We start from the raw sequence: 1,969 nt of genomic DNA on the forward strand, positions 1-1,969 counted from the left end.
GCGCCACCAGCTCGCGGTCCAGGCCGAGGGCGGCGAGCGCGTCGTCCACCTCGACCAGGATGCCCAGCAGTTCGCGCTGCTCGGCCCGGGCGGCCAGCCGATGCCGGGCTGGATCCAGGGGCGGGCGAGGGAGTAGATCAGCGGGCCGCCGATGATCAGCATCAGGGCGGCCGCGCCGGCGGCGTCGCCCGCCCGGCTCCGCGCGGCCTTTCGGGCGGCTTTGGCCTGCTCCAGCTCGAACTGGCGGGCCGCGACCTGCCCCGCTTCCTGGGCCTGGAGCATCGCGGCGCGCTTGGCCGGGTCGCCCTCCGCCAAGAGTTTCTTGGCGAACGCGGCCTCGGCGGCCTGGGCGATCTGCTGCGCGAGCTCGTCCTGCTTGGTCTTGAGCGCGGCGGCCTCGGCGCGGCGCTCGCGCTGGGGGGCCGTCAGCTTGCGGATGAGGACGGGCGTGCCGGCGGCCAGACCGGTGAACGGCCACAGGAGGGTCGGGATCAGCTTCTCGGTGGGGAAGATTCGTTCCATCGCCGTCAGCCGATGAACGAGTTGATCAGGCCGCTGAGGACGGAGGCGGGGATGGCCCAGAATCCGCCGGCGCTCGCGTAGAGGCTGGGGGCGACGGCGCCGCAGATGACGTCCTTCCAGGGCTTCGGCTTGAGCCCGAACACCGCGATGGTCAGCAGGGCGGCGGTCGCGCCGGTCTGCCACTCGCCGAGGGCCTGGTTGCCCTGGAAGCTGGCACCGAGCTGGTTGCCGATGCCGCTCAGCTGCTGGAACGCGGTGCCGGCGTTCGCAGACATGACCCCGATGCCGAACGACCAGTAGGGGATGTGCTCGGGGGCCACGTTGATCTTGTTGTTGCCGCGGATGCCGACGAGGAGATACGCGGAGGTGACCGTGGCGGCGCCGCCGGCGCCCAGGGCGATGAGGCTGCTCATGGTGGTGGCTCCTTGGGTCAGTAGAGAGGGAGGGCAGCGAGGAGCGGGGCGAGACCGGTGGCGACGGCGAGGCCGGAGGCGACCGGGATGCGCGTGGCGATCAGGATCAGGAGGGGGCCGGGGCGGCGGACCTCGCTCACGCGCAGGCGGCCCCGGTCACGCAGGTGCAGGTCGAAGGCCCAGCCAGCACCGGCCAGCAGCAGGCCGACGAAGGGCCCGCCCGGCGTGATCAGCTCGACCAGGCCGGTCGCGTAGCCGCCGACCGCGCTGATCGCGGTGAGGACGCACCAGCGCCTGAAGCGACGGGTACGGTCGGAGGATCCGGCCGTGGCGCGGGCGGCCTGACGGCACTGGCGGCGGGCCCGCAGCTTGGCCTCGCGGCGGTCGGCGAGCTGCTGCTGACGGTGGCGCAGGTCGCGCTGGGCGGGGGTCTCCCCTGCCGCGGCGCGGGCGCGGTCCTCCTCAGCGCGGGCGCGCTGCTTGGCCAGCTCGCGCTGGGTCTCAAGTCGGGCGGCCCGGTCCTCCGGGGTCTCGGCGAGCCGGTCGGCGAGCAGGTCGACCAAGCCGACGAGGTCGTCCCGCTGGGCGGGGCGGTCCGGGGTGAGGATGTCCTCGACGCGGTGGCGCGCCGAGCGCTCCTGGGAGGTTTCGCCGACCTTGCCGAGCGCGGCGTCCATCCGGGCACGCTGGCCCGCGAGCAGCTGCTCGTACTCGACCTGCTGGCGGGCAGTGCGCTGGGCCTCGGTCTCGGTCAGCAACTGGCCGATCTGTTCTCCCACCTGGGAGGCGATCGTCGTGGCCTGCTCGGCGAAGAGCTTCCCGGCCGGGGCCCAGAACGCCTCGGCGGTGGCCGCCATGGTGGCGGCCTGGGTGGCCGGGGCGGCGCCGATCGGGATCGGGGTGTGGACGGTGGAGTCCGGCCCGCCGGAGATCGGGGCCGGGATGACGGGGCCGGACTTGCGCCACCACTCGGCCACGGGCTCGGAGCCGGGGGTGGGCATGCCGGCGGTGGGCGGCTCGGACGGCGGCGGGGG

General features: G+C 74.4%; 2 protein-coding genes and 1 pseudogene. All 3 read right to left on the reverse strand.

Annotation, left to right across the window (positions count from 1 at the left end; all coding sequences use genetic code 11):
- Positions 1 to 522, reverse strand: a 522-nt coding sequence (locus tag ACIQOV_RS39355) for a hypothetical protein (protein WP_401055693.1), incomplete at its 3' end; no start/stop codon positions are given.
- 5 nt (positions 523 to 527) lie between these two features.
- Entirely contained in the window at positions 528 to 935 is a 408-nt protein-coding gene (locus ACIQOV_RS39360) for a hypothetical protein (RefSeq protein ID WP_401055695.1), read from the reverse strand.
- Between the two features lie 17 nt (positions 936 to 952).
- Positions 953 to 1,969: pseudogene (locus ACIQOV_RS39365) on the reverse strand (hypothetical protein); the annotation flags it as partial.

It is taken from the genome of Kitasatospora sp. NPDC091257, from assembly GCF_044757675.1.
Classification (GTDB): Bacteria; Actinomycetota; Actinomycetes; order Streptomycetales; family Streptomycetaceae; genus Kitasatospora; species Kitasatospora lactacystinica.